This window comes from Pseudomonas sp. FSL R10-0399, assembly GCF_009600165.1.
Taxonomy (GTDB): Bacteria; Pseudomonadota; Gammaproteobacteria; order Pseudomonadales; family Pseudomonadaceae; genus Aquipseudomonas; species Aquipseudomonas helleri.
Genome location: NZ_WIWK01000045.1, coordinates 25170 through 42702, shown reverse-complemented (window position 1 = coordinate 42702; position 17533 = coordinate 25170). Strand labels below are relative to the sequence as shown.

At 58.0% G+C, this 17533-nt stretch carries 12 protein-coding genes; 7 read left to right on the top strand and 5 right to left on the bottom strand.

Translation table 11 applies throughout. The features are described from left to right. From GHO41_RS14730 to GHO41_RS14705, 6 genes are all read left to right on the top strand, one after another. The coding region (locus tag GHO41_RS14730; RefSeq protein ID WP_153433981.1) for an ABC transporter ATP-binding protein at positions 1-431 on the top strand (431 nt) is incomplete at its 5' end. Between the two features lie 24 nt (positions 432-455). After that, positions 456-1664 carry an acyl-CoA dehydrogenase family protein gene (locus GHO41_RS14725; RefSeq protein WP_153433980.1) on the top strand — a complete coding sequence of 403 codons (1209 nt, stop codon included), beginning with the start codon at positions 456-458 and terminating at the stop codon, positions 1662-1664. Positions 1665-2144: 480 nt separating this feature from the next. After that, positions 2145-4178, top strand: a complete 2034-nt coding sequence (locus tag GHO41_RS14720) for a type VI secretion system tip protein VgrG (protein WP_153433979.1) — start codon at positions 2145-2147, stop codon at positions 4176-4178. After that, a complete protein-coding gene (locus tag GHO41_RS14715; protein WP_371928932.1) occupies positions 4168-4911 on the top strand; it encodes a DUF4123 domain-containing protein in 744 nt (247 codons plus the stop codon). Before GHO41_RS14720 ends, GHO41_RS14715 begins: the two co-directional genes overlap by 11 nt. 2 nt (positions 4912-4913) lie before the next feature. Further along, positions 4914-9797 carry an RHS repeat-associated core domain-containing protein gene (locus GHO41_RS14710; RefSeq protein WP_153433978.1) on the top strand — a complete coding sequence of 1628 codons (4884 nt, stop codon included), beginning with the start codon at positions 4914-4916 and terminating at the stop codon, positions 9795-9797. A gap of 2 nt (positions 9798-9799) precedes the next feature. Then, positions 9800-10186, top strand: coding sequence for a hypothetical protein (locus GHO41_RS14705; protein ID WP_153433977.1), 387 nt, complete (start codon positions 9800-9802; stop codon positions 10184-10186). Positions 10187-10364: 178 nt separating this feature from the next. Here the strand turns inward: GHO41_RS14705 and GHO41_RS14700 are convergent, their stop codons facing one another. The 5 genes from GHO41_RS14700 to GHO41_RS14680 form a co-directional block, all read right to left on the bottom strand. Continuing rightward, a complete protein-coding gene (locus GHO41_RS14700; RefSeq protein ID WP_048368930.1) occupies positions 10365-11468 on the bottom strand; it encodes a sigma-54-dependent Fis family transcriptional regulator in 1104 nt (367 codons plus the stop codon). Positions 11469-11476: 8 nt separating this feature from the next. Next, complete coding sequence (locus GHO41_RS14695) at positions 11477-12664, bottom strand: acyl-CoA dehydrogenase family protein (RefSeq protein ID WP_048368931.1); 1188 nt, start codon at positions 12662-12664, stop codon at positions 11477-11479. Positions 12665-12735: 71 nt separating this feature from the next. After that, positions 12736-13137 (bottom strand): biopolymer transporter ExbD, encoded by a 402-nt coding sequence (locus GHO41_RS14690; RefSeq protein ID WP_048368932.1) that lies wholly within the window; start codon positions 13135-13137, stop codon positions 12736-12738. 1 nt (position 13138) lies between these two features. Then, on the bottom strand, positions 13139-13858 hold the full coding sequence (locus GHO41_RS14685) for a MotA/TolQ/ExbB proton channel family protein (RefSeq protein ID WP_048368933.1): 720 nt from the start codon (positions 13856-13858) through the stop codon (positions 13139-13141). An 89-nt stretch (positions 13859-13947) separates the two neighbouring features. After that, on the bottom strand, positions 13948-14748 hold the full coding sequence (locus GHO41_RS14680) for an energy transducer TonB (protein WP_048388490.1): 801 nt from the start codon (positions 14746-14748) through the stop codon (positions 13948-13950). A gap of 567 nt (positions 14749-15315) precedes the next feature. Here GHO41_RS14680 and GHO41_RS14675 point away from each other — a divergent pair. After that, positions 15316-17364 carry a TonB-dependent receptor domain-containing protein gene (locus tag GHO41_RS14675; protein ID WP_256678778.1) on the top strand — a complete coding sequence of 683 codons (2049 nt, stop codon included), beginning with the start codon at positions 15316-15318 and terminating at the stop codon, positions 17362-17364. The last annotated feature ends 169 nt before the right edge of the window (positions 17365-17533 follow it).

Sequence of the window (17533 nt, the reverse complement as noted above, 5' to 3'; positions counted from 1 at the left end):
GCCGTCCCTTGCAACTGTCGGGCGGCCAGCGGCAACGGGTGGCCATCGCCCGGGCCATTGCCAGCAACCCTAAAGTGATCATTTGTGACGAGCCGGTCTCGGCCCTCGATGTCTCGGTGCAGGCGCAAGTACTGGACCTGCTGGCTGACCTGCAAGCCTCGTTGGGGCTGGCCTACCTTTTTATTTCCCATGACCTGGGCGTGATCCGCCATGTCAGTGACGAAGTGCTGGTGATGCGTCGCGGCCAAGTGGTTGAAAGCGCCCCGGTCGAAGAACTTTTTGAACATCCCAAACACGCTTACACCCAACGCCTCTTGGGCGCAGTGCCGCGTTTGCCGGGCGCCGACAGTGAGCTGGTGGTGCCACCGCTGGAAGCAGAAAGCACGGCGTTGCGATTTGACGAATCGCAACTGTGGAAGATCGCTATTTAAGCTTGAACACCTTAAGGAATTGTCATGACTACGTTGTCTCTTGTTACTGAGCAGGCCATTGCCACGATCGACACACTGAATCTCCGGGCCGATGAAATATTGCCCGCAATTGCTGCGGGGGCCGCACAACGCGAGCGTGATCGCCTGCTGCCGTTTGATGCGGTGGCGCAGATTGCCAAGGCCGGTTTTTTCACCACGCGCATCCCCGTGCGTTATGGCGGCAGCGGCGGTTCGGTCAAGGATGTGATCCGGTTATTGATCCGCATTGCCGCCGCAGATTCCAACGTCGCCCAAGCATTGCGCCCGGGGTTTGGCTTTGTCGAAGGCTTGCTGGCGTCATCCAGCGAACAGGCCGAAACCGAGCGCGAGCGCTGGTTTGCCCGCTACCTGGACGGCATCGTAGTGGGCAATGCCGGCTGGGAAGTGGGCGGTGCCAACGGCTCGATCAGCGCGCGGATCGTGCGCGACGGCGACCACTACCGGGCCACTGGCAGCAAGTATTACAGCACCGGCTCGCTGTACGCTGACTGGGTCAGCGCAGTGGCGTTGGACGAAGAGGATCAACCGGTTTCGTTTATCCTGCCGCGCAACCGCAAGGGTCTGGAGTTGCTCGACGATTTTGACGCGATGGGCCAGCGCCTGACCGCCAGTGGCACCACGCGCCTGAACAACGTGCAAGTGCTGGCTGACGAAATCCGTACACGGACGGTAGAAGAGGGCAAGCGCACAATTGTCACGCCGTTTTTGCAATTGTTCCTGGCGGCGGTTCAGGCGGGCATTGCACGCAACGCCTTGAACGACGCCGTTGCGTTTGCCAATGAGCATGCCCGGCCCATCAAGCACAGCAGCGCCAGCCGCTCGGTGGACGACCCTTATGTTGAATTGAGCGTCGGTGACATCTCGGCCCGTGCCTTCACCGCCGAAGCGGTGGTGTTGCACGCGGCAGAGTCCATTGACCGGGCATGGGCGGGCGACCTCGATCCGCATCTGGTCGACCAGGCCGCCGTCGATGTGGCGCAAGCGCAATACATTGCTGCCGAGTCGGCGCTCAAGGCTGCCGAGTTGGTGTTCGACGTGGGCGGCGCCTCGACCACAGGGCGCGGGCACAACCTGGACCGACACTGGCGCAACGCACGCACCGTGGCCAACCACAACCCACGGCACTGGAAAGCTTCTGCCGTTGGCTCATGGCAACTGAAAGGCACACCGCCACCGACCTCCGGATTGTTTTAATACGGGCTGTAGCCTTTGCCTCGCGGGTCGAAAAGATCGCGAGGCAAGCTCACTCTTACCAAACACAAAATAAGTGATTGACACTAAAGGCCCTGTAGGAGCGAGCTTGCTCGCGATCTTTTGATCTTGATCTGGCTTGTGATCTTGATCTAAGAGGCCCGGCGTAAGGCCGGAACCCTAAGTGGTCTTTGCCGCAGCAATGGATATGTACTTAAGAATACCGAGGTGGATGGTTTCACGGCTGCACGCAGCCGATCGCAGCCTTCGTACCTCGTCAGCGACTACAGTGGCCTGTCTGCTGCGCGACTGGGCGGCCCCTCCTACACTTAGCATTCAGCCTTCCTACTCGATATTCGCCTAATGCTCAGGCCGTCATAGACCCAGCCTACATCCAGCCCCAATGCCGTGATTGCACACTTGCGCACCGATAAACCCTGACGTTTTGTTACATCAGGGCGACCGCAGCGCAAGGAGTCGCGGATGTCACGCTCGCAGCCTCAGTTTTGTTTCAGCCTGACCATTGACGGCTTCGCTGATGACCTTCAAGTCTTGTCATTCAAAGGTGATGAGGCCATCAGCACGCCTTATGCCTTCGAGCTGGTACTGGTCAGCCCGCGGGCCGATCTGGATCTGGTGGCACTGCTGCATGCTCCGGCCTTTTTGGCGTATGCCGACGGCGGAGGCGGCGTTCACGGGCTCATCTATGCCATTGCCCAAGGCCAGACCCGCCAGCGCCTGACGGTGTATACCCTGACCCTCGTGCCGCAACTGGCCTACCTCGAGCATCGCACCAACCAGCGCATGTTCCAGCAACTGACGGTCGAGCAGATCATTGCCCGGCTCCTCGAGGAGCACGGCATTCTCAGCAATGCCTACGCCTTCAACCTGCACGGGACCTACCCGGTTCGCGACTACTGCGTGCAATACCACGAAACGGATCTGCACTTCATTCAGCGCCTGTGCGAAGAAGAGGGCATTCACTACCACTTCCGTCACTCAGCCCAAGGCCATCAATTGGTCTTCGGTGATGGCCAGAGGGCCTTCGCCAAACTCGATCATCCCGTGCCTTATCAGGGCGAAAGCGGCCTGGTTGCCGAGGCGCCGGTAGTCAGCTATTTCGAAGTGGGCATCAACACCCGTTCCACCCGCAGCACCTTGCGCGATTACACCTTCGAAACCGCCAGTCGCGAGATCGAGGCGAGCTACGGCCCCGACACCCAGCGCGTCGAGCGAGATCTTGAGGATTACCGCTACCCGGGCCACTTCAGCCTCGAACAGCGCGGCCAGTTGCTCAGCCAGCGGGCCCTAGAGCGCCAACGCGCTGACCGCTGTCTGGCCAATGGCGAAAGTGACGACTGCGGTTTTATCAGTGGCCATTTCATGACCCTGAGCGAGCACCCCCACGGCGACTGGAACGCGATGTGGCTGCTGACTGAAATCCATCATCAGGGCCGACAGCCGCAGGTGCTCGAAGAGACCGGGACTGATCTGGACGACAAGCCAACTGACGGGTTTACCCAGGGCTATCGCAACGACTTCGCAGCCACCCCGTGGGACGTGTTCTACCGCCCGCCACTCAAACATCTCAAGCCTCAGGTGCTGGGCCTGCTGACTGCCCGGGTCGCCGGCCCCGTCAACGACGAGGTGCATTGCGATCAGTACGGTCGGGTAAAGGTGCAGTTTCATTGGGACCGTGAAGGCCGAAACAACGACGCCAGCAGTTGCTGGCTGCGGGTGGTCTCAACCTGGGCCGGTGACAGCCATGGCGCAGTGAGCGTGCCACGGGTCGGCATGGAAGTGCTGGTGGCGTTTCTGGAGGGGGATCCGGACCAGCCGGTGATTTCGGGTTGTCTGGTCAATAGCCTCAACCCGCCTCCCTATCCGTTGCCCGCCTACAAAACCCGCAGCGTGTTGCGCAGCCGCAGCACCCCGAACGGCACAGGCTACAACGAACTGCACATTGAAGACCGACTGGGCCAGGAACTGATCTACCTGCACGCCCAGCGCGACCTTGAACAACACATCAAAAACGACTCGCTGGTGCAAATCGATGGTCAGCGCGCTGAGACCGTCACCGGCAACAGCGTTTCGGTGCTCAAAGGTGATGATCAACGCACCGTCAGCGGTGATCGCAAGGCCCAACTCAATGCCAACGATTTTCGCCAGGTAGCCGCCAGCAGCCACACCCAGGTGGGGGGCGCGCTGACGGTCGACGCGGGGATGGAAGTCACGATCAAGGCCGGTGCCCATGTGGTGTTTTCGGCAGGGGCGTGTATCTCGCTGACGGCGGGCGGCCAGCATCTGATCGTCAGCGCTGCCGGGATCTACGTCAGTTCACCGATCCTGCCCGGTGGCGTACCGATGCCCGGCACACCGGCGTTGCCCGCCGTCACCTCTACCGTTGCAGCACTGACTGCAGCCGTCTTGACCCCGACCCAAATCAGCAGCCTCAAGCGCAACGCACCTTTCTGCGAAGAGTGCGAAAAATGCAAAGGAGGCGTTTGTGACATCTGAGCCTTTAACCCCCCGGCAATGGCTGACAGACCACCCGCTGTGCCCCGGCGAAAGCCTGTACGCGGTCATCAGTTCCACCAGCGATGCCGACCCGCTAGCGGCCTACCGCCAACAAGGTGGAGTCGAGCCACCAGACAGGCTGTGGGCTGACACTGCCTATGCCGACTGGCTCCCGGTCATGCCTTATCTACTGAGGCTGACGCCTGACAGTGAGTTCATCCAGTGGGCGGAGCAAATCGATGCTGACGATTGGGGCTGGTTGGCCATCTCCACGGCCAGCCCGCAACGTATTACCGAACACTTGCGCAGTTTGACCCAGGTCCTGATGCCTGCTGGTGAAGCCGTGTTTTTGCGGTTCTGGGACGGTCGCCACTGGCTGCCCATCCTCCAGCATTTGGGCACAGCGACCCGTGATGTCTTGCCGGTCTTCGACCGCTACTGGATCAACGGCCAGCCGGTCACGGTGGGGCAGGGTGAGGTGCTTGCCGCGCAAGCATTCCCGTGGTGGCAAGTGCCCGGTGACCTGCTCGACAGCCTCGCTGAGCAGGACCTCAACACCGTAATCGACAACCTCATGCAGTGGCTCAAAGACGCTCACGCGCCGTTGTATGCATCGATTGGCGAAGCCCATTTGCGGCTGAAAGTCGAGCATTTCGTACAGCGCTCATCCCCTACACAACGTAAAAACAGCGGGCTCTTGTTGGCTCATGTGCAGCAAGAGGTTTGTGCGTAACCATGATCACGATTATCGGCAAAATGCTTCTGACTATTGGCGACACCCAGCCTGACGTAAAGCAGGTTTTGCAAGAGCTAGAACACTGCATCGAAGGCTATCGGGATCGGGCGGACTCCTGGTACGGCGGCATGATCGATGTCGAGCAAATGTTTCGTGTCGGCGATGAAGTAGTGACCCGTGACAAGGACGATCAAGCGCCGGCGGAAATGTATGCCCAATGCCAGCGCGATTCTACCGTGACGTTGGTCCACGCCTTTGAAGCAGCGCGTTTTATACCCATAGGCAATACCCAAGTGCGCTTGGTGCCAGTGGGGGGTGGAGTCGAGATCAAAGCGTTGATTGATGCCACCGGTATCACGCGTGTCGAGGGCTGCCTGCCCAATCAGCAATACCACGTCACCTTTTACCCGCAGATCACTTCTGAGCAGCTAGATGCGTTTTTTAACTCTTATCAGGAGGTGCTCAGTGACCTGAGCCAGTGGCTGAGTACCCAGTGGGACACTGAATATCTGTCGCTCTGGCAAGCTCATCAGGAAGCCGATGCACTGGGACGTTCCTGGATCGAGATCAAGAGCCAGTGGAGTGGCCTTATCAAGTCATTGTTGGCCGTGTGGGATGACATCGTTGGTTTCTTGAAGCTGATTAGCCGCCCCCAGCAGAGCTACGAAAAGTTCAAAAAGTTCCTCAGCGAAGAGCAACTGAAGTTGCTCTTGAATGCCTCCAAAGAAAAACTGGAAACCGCGCTGCTAATTGCCAGCGATGAGCCACTGATGTGGTCTTATTTCTCAGCCTTGATCGCCTGGCTCAAACTATTACCGCCCCAAGTTCGTAGCGAGATACAAGCGCGCCTCACCACTGACGTTCTGATCAATATCGTCCTCGGCATCATATTCAGTGGGGGGATTGGCCTGGCTGTACGGCTCTCTATCAAGGGGGCCAACACTGTGGTTGAAAGCGCAAAAGCGACTCGATTGCTGGAAGGTTTTGTCGACCTGCTGATGCGCACCAGCAAAGCGCGATCCACTCACCACGCCACAGTGGGCAAGCCGATTTTGCTGCAAAGCGAGGGTCGCCTGGATCCAGGATTGAAGGCTGATCTGGATATCAAACCGCAGAGTGGCCTAACCCCCGCCCAAAGCATCCCTGATGCCACGGTTATAGCCCGAAGCAAATCCAAGGCGAGAACCACGCTGGAGGTGGTCGAGCACGTCGACGATGCCCCGTCGCAATCCAGGGCCCCCAACGGCAAACCTGCCGAACCTGCCAAAGACACCCAAACCCACGGCTGCCCGGTTTCAATGGTCACCGGTGAAGAACTCCTGACCCTGACCGATGGCGTGCTCAACGGCGCGCTGCCCCTTGAGTGGACGCGCCTGTATCGCACCAGCGCGGTCGAAGTAAACGGCGATTTGGGCTTTGGCTGGAGCCACACACTGTCCCACCGCCTGCAACGCGAAGGCGACGAACTGGTGTGGACTGACCAAGAGAATCGTCAGACCCGCTTTCCGCAGCCCAGCGCACAACGCCCGGCCATCATCAACAGCTTGGCCAAGGCGGCGATTTACCTGGGCGACCATGATGGCGAGTTGATCCTCGCCCACGCCGGTAAAAGCAGCCGCTTCTATCACTTCAACGACCTGCGACTGATCGCCATCAGCGACGCCTACGGCAACCGGCTGAAAATTACCTACCAGCAAGGGCGACTGCACCGCATAGACAACGGTGCCGGCCGCGCCTTGCTGCTGCGCTACACCGACGCACGCCTCAGCGCTGTTGACTACCAGCAATACGATGACAGCCGTGAATTTGCCGAGCGCTCAAATGACCACTACGCCAAGTGCGGGATTCACCTTGAGCGCTGGTCAACTCTCTACACGCAGGTCACCTATCGATACAACGCTGCGGGGCAACTGATCAGCGCGAGCAATGCGCTGGAAGAAACCGAGCACTACCGCTATGACGCCCAACACGTCATCCAGGAACGGCAACTGGGGGGTGGCGCGGCGTTTTACTGGCAGTGGCAACACACGGGCAAGCAGGCACGTTGCATCCGTCATTGGGCTAACTTCGGGCAGATGGACGCCACCTACGAATGGGACGACCAAGGCTCGGTCACGGTTAAAAACCGGGACGGCAGCCAGCAAGTGTATGTGCATGACGACAATGCGCGGCTAGTCAGCCAGATCGACCCGGATGGCGCTGAGCACCAAAAGGCCTACGATGACAAAGGCCGCCTGATCGCTGAAAAAGACCCGCTCGGCGCTGTTACCGAATACCAGTACAACGAGGCCGGGCAGCTTACGGCACTGATCCCGCCCACTGACGAACCAACGTTCTACAGCTACTTCAATGGCCATGTGCGCAAAGTACAGCGCGGTCTTGCCAGTTGGAAATATGAACGCAACAACCAGGGCGACATTACCTGCCAGACCGACCCGGACGGCAATCTAACCCACTACAAATACACTGCCAAAGGCCAACTCAGCGGCCTGTACTACCCGGACGGGAGCCAGCACACACTGACCTGGAACCCGCTTGGGCAACTGCTCGACGAAACACTGCCAGACGGCACGCAACGGCGTTATCGCTACGATGCACAGGGTCGCACCATCACCCGGCAGGACGAGCGGGGCGCCCTCACTCAATACCAGTGGGACGCTGCCAACCGTCTCAGCCAAATCATCTTGCCCGGCGGTAAAACCCGCGCCTGGAGCTACAACGCCTACGGCAAAGTCACGGCCGAACGCGATGAGCGCGGCCATATCACCCGCTACGAATACGCCGACAACCTGCACCTGATCAGCCGCCGCATCAACTCTGATGGCAGCCAGCTCAACTACCGCTACGACAACGCCCGCTTATTGTTGACCGGTCTCGAAAACGAGCGGCACGAGCACTACCAGCTTGAGTACTACCCCAACGGTTTGATCCAGCAAGAAATCGGCTTTGATGGCCGTAAAACTGCTTATGCCTACGACCTTAAAGGGCAGTTGCTGGAAAAGACCGAATACCCGGACGCAGAACATCCTGACAGTGCTCCGCTGGTCACTGCCTACGCGCGCGACCCTGCAGGGCGGCTGACAAATAAAACCCTGCCTGATGGCAGCGAAATCACCTACACCTACGACACTTTGGGTCGCTTGACTGCCGTCGACGATGGTGCCTGGCCGCTGGCCTACGAATACGACCTGCAAGATCGCCTTGTCAGTGAGCATCAAGGCTGGGCGACCCTGCGTTATCAGTACGACACACTCGGCCAACTTAGCGACTGCCGTCTGCCCGATGGCAACCGTCTGCACTACCACTATCAAAAAGGCGGCGCCCTCAAAGGCATCGACCTCAACGGCAAAACCCTCACCGGGCATCGCTACGAAGCGGGGCTGGAAACCGTCCGCCAACAAGGCTACGTGGTCAGCCACTACCAATACGACGAACAAGGCCGGCTGCAAGACCACGCCGTCAGCCAACTGAATGCCCGTGGCGACATCGATGGTCAGCCGCTGTACCGCCGTCACTATCGCTACGATGCCAATGGCAACCTCAGCCTGCTCAGTGACAGCCGTAAAGGACAGAAAAGCTACGCCTACGACCCGCTCGACCGCCTGACCGAAGTACGCGGCCAACTGACCGAACACTTCGTCCATGACCCAGCGGGCAACCTGCTCGACCAAAGCATCGACGGCCAACGGCACAGCCGCCACGCCAATATCAAAGGCAACCGCCTGCTGATGCAAGGCGACAGCCATTTTGAGTACGACGCCTACGGCAACCTGCGCCAAGAGCGACGCGGAACAGGCCAACGCCTGACCCGCGACTACCGCTACGACAGTCAGCAGCGCCTGATCGGCATCACCTTGCCAGACGGCAGCCAGGTGACGTACCGCTACGACGCTTTCGGGCGGCGTATCAGCAAAGACCATGGTGGCACCACTACGCAATATCTCTGGCAGGGCGAACGCCTGATCGCCGAAAGCGCCCAACAAAAAGGCCTGCGTGGCATCAGCCACTACTGCAGCTACTTATACGAACCGGGCACCTTCAAGCCGCTGGCCTTGCTCCAGGGGGAAGGCGACGCAGCACAGGTTTACCACTACCAACTCGACCACCTGGGCACGCCACAAGAACTCACCGACCATCGCGGCCAAATTGCCTGGTCTGCTCATTACCGGGCCTACGGCAACGTCCTCAAACTCGACAAGGCCGAAATCACCAACCCGCTGCGCTTTCAGGGCCAGTATTACGACGAAGAGAGCGGACTACACTACAACCGCCATCGCTACTACAATCCAAACACCGGCCGCTACCTCACCCCCGACCCGATCAAACTCGCGGGCGGGCTGAACAGCTACCAGTACGTGCCCAACCCGACAGGGTGGGTGGATCCGTTGGGGTTGTGTAGTGAAGGTGGTGTCAAGTCAAATAGTGGGCTTGGTACCGATTCATCAAAAGTACACGCAGCTATTGATGACGGCGCACCCGCAGTTCCTGGCTTTGAAACAGGTTACTTGTACCGGGGGGATACACGATCGCATGAAACTATATTCAAAGAAGGTTTCCAAAGTAAGGGAGATAGCACGGACTTGGAGTTGCATGTGTTTGATAATAATACGCCTCCCAGTAATTTTGTGAGTACGTCTATCTCTCCTGAGGTGGCTATCGACTTTGGAACAGTGTATAGAACAAAGAGAGGATATCTTTATACATTGCGCTTGATGAGCGGGCGAGACGTAAACCGTGAATTAGGAGGGAAAGTGCCATTTCCTGAAGAGATGGAAATTGCTATCCCAGGAAACATAAGAAAGGAAGATGTGTTAGGAGTTACTCCGTTAAATGCTGATGGAACTCACATGGGCTATTCTATTCCTAATCTCGCGAGGGAATAAAAGTGGATGATCGAGAAATTGCGGTAAAAATTGACGGCCTCTTAGTAAAAGCAAAGCTGTCATATGACGTTGAGTCGTCCTGCATTGATTTGGCTGTAAATGGGGCTGTGTATTCTTGTTGTGCAGAAAACTTATTTTCGAGCTTTATAAAATTAAGAGCCATGTTGTCAAATATTGAGTTCTTTTGTAAGGGGGCGAAAGTCAATGTTCATCCTTCAAGAGCCTCTTCGCAAATGTCATCAGGGCTTTTGGCGTATGAGCTGACCCTTGGGAAGCAAGCTTTCAGGGAGAATTTGGTCAATATTTTTGACTATGATGCTGAAGGAGTTACTAACGATCCACTCGTTCAGCGCGAATTTTTTGAACGCTGGATTAAATCTTTAAGATGAAGTCGTCAGGTTTGGTTTGTTAATCAAAATAATGCTCTTTTAAAAAGTTGTTCACCTAATGCTGCTTGAAAATACTCCACTCTGTAGGAGCGAGCTTGCCTCGCGATCTTTTGACTATTTAAAAGATCGCGAGGCAAGCTCGCTCCTACAGGGTTTTGTTGTTACCGCAAGGCAGTTTTCAAATCGACAAATGCAACACGCGTTCATCTTGCTTGGGTTCTGTTGCGCTGCGTTTGTTGACTTTTAATTCCCCGAGGTTGATCAGCAAGGTGCGGGTGACGTTGCGACTCAGCCCCAGCAGTTTGGCGGTGTGGACCTGGTTGTGGTGGCAAAAACGATAGGCCGCACGCAGCAGGCTGCGCTCGACGTTTTCGTGGAGGTTGTCAGACTGGCTTTCGAACAGCCGCTGGAATGCATGTTCCAGCAGTTCTTCGGCGCTCTGGTCGCTGTTGACGCTGCTGGTTTCTGGTCGGGTGATGCGCAGGTTGGACATGCGCAGGTCGTCACTTTGGATTACACCGTCGCGGCAGATCAGCAGGGTGTGGTGGATGACGTTTTCAAGTTCGCGGATGTTGCCCGGCCAGTTGGAGTGCGCGAGTTTTTGCTCTGCCTCCGGGCTCAGTACGACGTCGCCATAACCCAGTCGACGGCTGTAGGTGTCGATGAAGTAGCGGGTCAGCGGGAGGATGTCGCCGGGGCGTTCGCGCAGTGGGGTGAGTTCCAGGTTGACCACGTTCAGGCGATAGAACAGGTCTTCGCGAAAGTGCCCGGCGTTGATGGCTTTTTCCAGCTGTACGTTGGTGGCCGCCAGGACACGGACGTTGATGGGAATGCTTTTGCGCGAGCCCAGGCGGACCACTTCGCGCTCTTGTAGAACACGCAGCAGCTTGACCTGAATCGGCATTGGCAAATCACCAATTTCATCGAGAAACAGGGTGCCGCCGTTGGCTTCTTCGAACCAGCCTGCCTTGGCGCCCAGCGCGCCGGTAAAGGCGCCTTTCTCATGGCCGAAGAGTTCGGATTCCACCAGCGATTCTGAGAACGCACCGCAGTTTACGGCCAGAAAAGGCTGGTGTTTGCGCGCGCTGAGGTTGTGAATATGGCGCGCAATCAGTTCTTTGCCGGTGCCGGTTTCACCAATGATTAGCACGCTCGCATCACTGGGCGCGATTTGTTGCAGGTGCTGGAGCAAGGCTTTGGACTTGGGGTCTTCAAAGACTTGCGCAGTTGCCCGGATCGAGGTGGCCAAGGCTGGGGAAGGGGGGAGGGTTAGCAGTTGCATGTCGGTCCCTATGAATAAAATGTCGGGATGGGGGACGTGCCGTTAAGTGCCCAGTCGCCCAGTTCCTGAAGCTTGTAGTCCAGAGGGTCGTGCAGGCTCTGCGTGCGCAGGTTGCGCCAGTGCCTGTCGAGCGCCACGGAGGTTTGCGTCGCGCGCGCTCCGGTGACCTCGAAGACCTTGCTACACAACTCCAGGCCATTGCGGCTGGCGGCCACTTTGGCGGTAGCAATGGCGATGGCGACTTCACCGCGCTCTTCACTGGTCAGCGCCGGGCCTTTGGCCCAGGCCTCGTCCAGTACGGCTCCGGCGCGTTCGACCAGCAAGCGGGTGCTTTCCAGAGCGACCCAAAAGTCGCCGTAATGGCCAAGAATGTATGGGTCCTGAGTGTTTTGGGTAGCGCTGGATTTAAACCAGGGCCGGGTTTCTTCCAGGGTGTAGCGGCGCGCTTCTTCAAAGGCGCCTTCGGCGATGCCGAGAAAAATATTGGCGAAATGCAGTTGGGCTATCAGCGGCCGCAGGCAGGCAAAGGGCGTGCTCAGCGGGCCGGGATCGAGCAGCAAGTCCGAGTCTTCAACCCGTACACGCTGGAACGTCACGCTGCCGCTGTCGGTCTGACGCTGGCCCATGTTGTGCCAGTCGTTGTGCAAGGTAATGCCCGAGCGGGCGCTGGGGATGGCGGCTATCAGCAGCTTGCCGCCTGCGCTTTCGTCAATCGCAGAGGCAATCAGCATTTCAGAGTCGTTGGCGCCGGAGCAGAAGCTTTTTTTGCCGGAGAACTCACGCCAGCCTTCACGCTCCTTGACCACGGTGCGGGTGTCCAGCGGGTTGAGGGTATTGCCCCAGAACCAATTTTTGTTCGCCGTCAGCTTGAACCAGGTTTGCCATTGCGAGGGCTTGGCGAACAGTCGCACAGTGGCCAGCATCAGGTGATGGAAGCCGAAGACATGGGCAATAGAACTGTCCACCCGTGCAAATTCGCGCACCACTTCAAACGTTTCGGACCAGGTGGCGTTGAGGCCGTCGAACTGGCCCGGAATGCTCATGGCCAGCAGGCCGCTGTCGCGCAAAAGATTACGTTGGTGCTTGGGCGTGCCGCCTTGGGCATCACGCTCCACCGCGGTCAGGGCGAACTCGACTGCCAGCTCTCGAGCGATGTCCAACGGTGCCTTCCTGGCATTTAGCTGTGTGACAGTCACGTGTGTTCACCTCGTTTGAATGTCGCCCCCCGACGTCGTGTCAGGGGGTTGCCAGAAGGCTGCGGGTTATTTCACTTGGCCGTAATCACCGACAGCTTGGTGATCCCGGCGCGCTCAATCGAGGCCATGGCGCGTGCCACTTCGCCGTAGTTCACACCGTTATCGGCTTGCAACTGCACGCGAACTTCCGGGTCTTTGGCCTTGGCCGCCTGCAGGTTGAACTCCAGCAGGCCCGCTTCAACTTCATCCTTGTTGATGAACACTTTGCCCTGATCGTCGATGCTCACCACCAGCGGATCTTTTTGCTCCACGGGGGCGACCGAGTCGGTCTTGGGCAGATTGATCGGAATCGCGTTGGTCAGCAGTGGCGCGGTGACGATAAACACCACCAGCAGCACCAGCATCACGTCGACCAGCGGCGTGACGTTGATTTCACTGAGTACTTCGTCGTTGTCTTGGGTTGAAAAGGCCATCTCAGGATGCCTCCTTCACTTTTTGCGCGGGCGCGGCAGACTTGTTCAGCACCGGGTGCAGGTGCACACGGAAGGCGCTCTTCTGGGCCAGGCTGTAGAAGTCGTGGGCGAAGTCGTCAAGGTCAGCAGCGGTCAGTTTCAGGCGACGCAGGAAGTAGTTGTAAACCAGCACCGCAGGGACTGCGACCGCGATCCCGACGCCGGTGGCAACCAGCGCTGCACCAATCGGGCCCGCCACAGTTTCAAGGCTGGCAGAGCCGGCGGCGCTGATGCCTTTCAAGGCTGACATGATGCCCCACACGGTGCCGAACAGACCGATAAAAGGCGAGGTGCTGCCGATACTGGCGAGGATCGCCAGGCCGGTTTCCAGCGAGCGACGTTCACGCACAATTTGCTGGCGCAGCGAGCGCTCAAGGCGGTCTTGATGGTTGATGTTGTGCGCCAGGTCATTGGCCTGTGGCGCATCGGTCACTTGAATGGCGGCATAGCCGGCTTGGGCTACACGGGCAGCAGCACCCGGCGCCGTGCTGGCCAGCTCGGCGGCCGAGTCGAGGCTGGTGGCGGCCCAGAATTGTTTGAGGAAGCGACGGTCCTGGTTTTTCAGGCGGCTGAACTGCACGCCTTTAAGCAAGAACAGGCCCCAGGTGGCCACCGAGAAAATAATCAGCAGCCAGATGACCGCATGTTCAATGGATTCAAAGGGGGAAGCGATAAGGTTCATGGTTCAGGCTCTCTAAATTAGGTCATCAAAACGGTCAAGGCGCCGCGTCTTTTTCAGGACGCTCGCGGTGTAAAAATTGAGGTCCGGGCTTATTTGATTTTGAAATCAATCGGCACGCTGACCCAGCCGTCAATCGGGTCATTGCCTTGTTTGGCCGGGACAAAACTCCAGCGCTTCACCGCATCCTTGGCTGCGTTGTCGAGTTGGTCGCGACCGCTGCTTTTCTGGATCTGGATTTCGCCAGGCTTACCGCTGGCCAACACGTGGACCCGCAGCAGCACAGTGCCTTCCCAGCCACGGCGCATGGCCAGTGACGGGTATTCCGGCGCCGGGTTGTGCAAATAGCCGGCATTGGCAGAAGCCGGGGTTATTGGCGCGGGGGCTGGCGGCGCGGGTGGAGCAGGGGGTGCAACCGGTTGCGGCGGCGCTGGCGGTTGTTCAACAGGCTTGGCCACGGGTTTAGGCACAGGCTTGACCACCGGCTTGGGTTTTGGGATCGGCTTGGGCGGTGGCGGTTTTACGGCCAGTTCGTCTTCTACAGGCGGAGGTGGCTCGACCACGGGCTGAACAACCGGCTCGGGCGGAGGCGGTTCCACCACAGGCGGTGCCGGTTGAGAAAACTCGATGGTCATAGGCGGCACTTCCGGCGGCACGATCGGCAATACCGGCGTCGGGTTCTGACTGATCCAGTAAATCACCGCACCGTGCAGTGCCAGTGCGAAAACCCCCAGCAGCACTGCTTCACGGCGGCTCAGGATGCGCTTGGGCGTACTCTGCAGGCGCGACAATGACAGTGGGCCGCGAAACGTGCGCCCAAGATCAAGCAGTTCGCCGCCGGGGCCCTGGCGCCAGAGCACATCCAGCGCGCTGGCAGTTTGGACATTGGCCATTAATAACTCCTGGCTTTTAGCAAAACGAAGTCGTATTCGCGATCAATACACTCCACTGAATGCACTTAGTTGCCGAAGCAAACAGGCATGCGGAAAGTAATAGCAAGAGCCATACCAACTAGTAAAAGCGCCGTAAATCGGGAGTGTTTTGTTAATTGTCAGACACAACAGTGTGGTTAATTCAGCGCATTGTTCATGCACTGTTGCTGGAGCAACACGTGTTGAACAGTAGACAGGCTAAAACCCTCTGGCGCGGGCATCACGGCAGAGAAGGCACGTGATGCAAATGCATATGCACTGATCAAATTGTTATAAGAAAATTTCAAAACAGGTCGACTGTTGAAATGCAAACAGCCCCTTTACAAACTGTTTGGTTGACACCTGAAAGTTGCTCTTTAATTGCCGGAAATCGCTGTTTTTGGGCTGGCACGAACTCTGCAAAAGTCCGTGTGAGAGCGAGACTATACGAATAGATGCTCCACTCACTAACAGGCAGGAGCATTAATAATGAACAGTGCGTCAGAAAGGCGAGTATTACGACGTAGTGCACTGGCGACAGCTTCCAGCATGGGAATTCTCCTGATGCTGGTTCAGGCCACAGCGGTGGCTGCCGAGGACAAAGATCCTACGTTAGCCACGGTGGTGGTGACCGGCGCCGAGGCCAGCGAGGCGCAGAAAGCGCAAAAAGAACTGAAGAAAGTGGCGGGCAACACCGCCGTGGTGGACAACCGGGACATCGAGCGCGGTCGCGCAGCCAATGCCGAAGACGTTCTGGCCTTGCAACCCGGTGTGTTCGCCCAGGCCACCAGTGGGTCTAGCGCCAACAAAATTTCCATTCGTGGCTCGGGGCTCAATACCTTCTATCAAGGCTATGTGCTGGGCATCAAATTCCTCTTTGACGGCCTGCCGCTGACCGGGCCGGGCGGTACTCAGGAAGACATGCTGGACATGCAAGCGGTGGACCACACTGACGTGCTGTACGGCGCTAACGCTTACCTTTACTCCGCCTTGTCGCTGGGCGGTGCCATCAACTTTGTGAGTAAAACCGGGCGCACTGATCCAGGCAATTACGCGCGTTTTGAGGCGGGCAGTTACGGCTATCAAAAGGAGCAATTAAGCACCGGTGGGGTCGTGGGTGATGCTGATTACTACGTCAGTGTTCTGCACAACCAGCGCGATGGTTATCAGGACGACACGTCCAACAAAGGCCAAGGCCTGGTCGCCAATTTTGGCTACGTGTTCAACCCAAAGCTGGAAACGCGATTCTTTGTGCGTTATCGCGAAGAGACCCTGACCCAGGGCAACACGCTGACCAAGTATCAGCTCAAGCATGACCCGACCAGCAACGCCGTGCCGATTGGTCGCAAGAAAGACGGCTCGACCCTGTTGGGCAGCAAGACCACCTACACCTTTGACGATAACGCCAAGCTGGAAGTGGGCCTGGGCTACAACGACTATCCGCTGTTGAACGGCTGGCGCTACAGCCCGTCCCCCCAAGACTGGCGCTCCAAAGATATCAACCTGACCCTGCGCTATCTGCGCACGGGCGACACGTTCCTGGGCTTGCCCAGCGACAGTAGCGTGACGTTCAGCAATACCCAGTCTTACCTGGCGGACGTGAAGTCCCACAGTCGGGTTACCGGTGCAACGCTACAGAAAACCGATTACACCGGCTCTCGCGATACGGTGTTCTCGTTGGGGAACGAGTTGCAGTTGGGCGACAAAACCTGGCTGTCCAGCGGGCTCTCGCTGATCAATATCAAACGCAAGGCCGACATTAAATACACCACCGGCGTTAATACCAGTGCCTTCCCCAACGGCGTTGAATACACCGAAACCGATCTGGCCCCGCGTCTAGGCTTGCGCTATCAACTGACACCGGAATTCGAGCTGTTCGGCAACGTCAGCCGTTCGGTCGATCCCCCCGTTACCTGGCAACTGGGTAGCACCGGGACCCCCTACATTCGCGATGTCCGCCCGCAAAAGGCCAACACCGTGGAGTTCGGGATTCGCGGCGGTCATGGCATGTTTGACGGCAGCCTGACCGTGTACCGTTCATGGGTGCAAAAGGAATTGCTCTCGGTGGTCGTGCGTCAGGCCACGGCGACTCAGGACCAATTGGTGGCCACCTCCAACGGCAGCCCGACCATTCACCAGGGGATAGAGGCGGGGCTCAACGCATTGCTCTGGGAAGGCAAAAATGGCGACACGGTGTCGTTGCGTCAGGCTTACACCCTGAACGACTTTTACTACCGCCACGACTCAACGTTTGGCGACAACCAGTTGCCGGGGCTGCCGCGTCAGGTTTACCAGGCCGAGCTGCAATATCGGCAAGCGGGTGGTTTCTACGCACAACTCAATGCGCGTGCGGCTTCCAGTTATTACGTCGACTTTGCCAACACCCTGAGTGCGCCGTCCTACACCCTCTGGGGAGCTAAAGTCGGTTACGAAGCCCCGAGCAAAAAATGGGAAGTGTTTGTGGATGCCCGCAACCTGACCAACCAGCGCTACGCTACGGCGACCAACACCGCGTATGACGCCAAGGGTCAGGACTCGGCCAACTTCTATCCGGGCGACCCGTTCAACGTCACTACCGGCGTTTCGTTCCACTTCTGACAGGTGAAGATCAAAGAATCGCGAGACAAGCTCGCTCCTACAGTTTTTTCGCACGATTCAAATTCCCTGTAGCCGCTGACGAGGTACGAGGCTGCGATGCGGGCCGCAGGACCGCCGTCCGGGATCGCTGCCACCCATCGCAGCCTCATTCTTCGGCAGCGACTACAGG

Excerpts from the sequence above, each read along its gene's own strand:
- GHO41_RS14725 (WP_153433980.1), top strand. The coding sequence starts at position 456 with ATGACTACGTTGTCTCTTGTTACTGAGCAGGCCATTGCCACGATCGAC.
- GHO41_RS14710 (WP_153433978.1), top strand. The coding sequence starts at position 4,914 with ATGATCACGATTATCGGCAAAATGCTTCTGACTATTGGCGACACCCAG.
- GHO41_RS14675 (WP_256678778.1), top strand. The coding sequence starts at position 15,316 with ATGGGAATTCTCCTGATGCTGGTTCAGGCCACAGCGGTGGCTGCCGAG.
- GHO41_RS14680 (WP_048388490.1), bottom strand. The coding sequence starts at position 14,748 with ATGGCCAATGTCCAAACTGCCAGCGCGCTGGATGTGCTCTGGCGCCAG.
- GHO41_RS14700 (WP_048368930.1), bottom strand. The coding sequence starts at position 11,468 with ATGCAACTGCTAACCCTCCCCCCTTCCCCAGCCTTGGCCACCTCGATC.
- GHO41_RS14685 (WP_048368933.1), bottom strand. The coding sequence starts at position 13,858 with ATGAACCTTATCGCTTCCCCCTTTGAATCCATTGAACATGCGGTCATC.
- GHO41_RS14720 (WP_153433979.1), top strand. The coding sequence starts at position 2,145 with ATGTCACGCTCGCAGCCTCAGTTTTGTTTCAGCCTGACCATTGACGGC.
- GHO41_RS14690 (WP_048368932.1), bottom strand. The coding sequence starts at position 13,137 with ATGGCCTTTTCAACCCAAGACAACGACGAAGTACTCAGTGAAATCAAC.